The sequence below is a fragment of the Psychrobacter glacincola genome (assembly GCF_904846215.1).
Taxonomy (GTDB): domain Bacteria; phylum Pseudomonadota; class Gammaproteobacteria; order Pseudomonadales; family Moraxellaceae; genus Psychrobacter; species Psychrobacter glacincola.
In genome coordinates this window covers 1-602 of record NZ_CAJGZK010000091.1, presented here as the reverse complement: position 1 = coordinate 602, position 602 = coordinate 1, and the positions used below count along the sequence as shown (strand labels likewise).

Sequence of the window (602 nt, the reverse complement as noted above, 5' to 3'; positions counted from 1 at the left end):
AAAAGTGCTGTTAAAGTCAAACTACAGACCGAACCTAAATTTATTTTTAAAAATATCATCGGTCGCCAAGATTACTTTGATGTGGTGGTCTGTAATCCGCCGTTTCATGCCTCATTAGAAGAAGCGATGGAAGCCAATAGTCGTAAGCAACATAACTTGCAACGACATCGCGGTAAGAATGAAAACGAACAAATTAGCCGCAGCTCAACAAAGCCTGGCAATGCCGCGCAAAACCTAAACTTTGGTGGTCAGCATAAAGAGCTGTGGTCTGAGGGCGGTGAGATTGCCTTTTTAACCAAAATGGCAAAAGAGAGTCAAGATTTCGCTGAGCATGTTGGCTGGTTTACGACACTGGTATCTAAGTCAGAAAACGTAAAACCTCTGCAATTACTGTTGAAACAACTTGGTGTCGCCCAAATGCGTATCATCGAGATGAGTCAAGGTCAAAAAAGTACTCGTATACTTGCATGGCGTTTTAATACTGATGAAGAGTAAATAATAATTAAGATTATAAATAACTATAGTTTCACGTGAAACAAAAAAGCACCCCTTTAATGATCAAAGGGGTGCTTTTTATTGTAGAGAATTAATCCAAATAATGG

Annotated in this window: 1 protein-coding gene; it reads left to right on the top strand. The window is 39.2% G+C overall.

Annotated features, from left to right (window positions below):
• On the top strand, window positions 1-495 hold a 495-nt coding region (locus JMW90_RS13570; RefSeq protein ID WP_201564768.1), incomplete at its 5' end, for an RlmF-related methyltransferase.
• Between the last annotated feature and the right edge of the window lie 107 nt (window positions 496-602).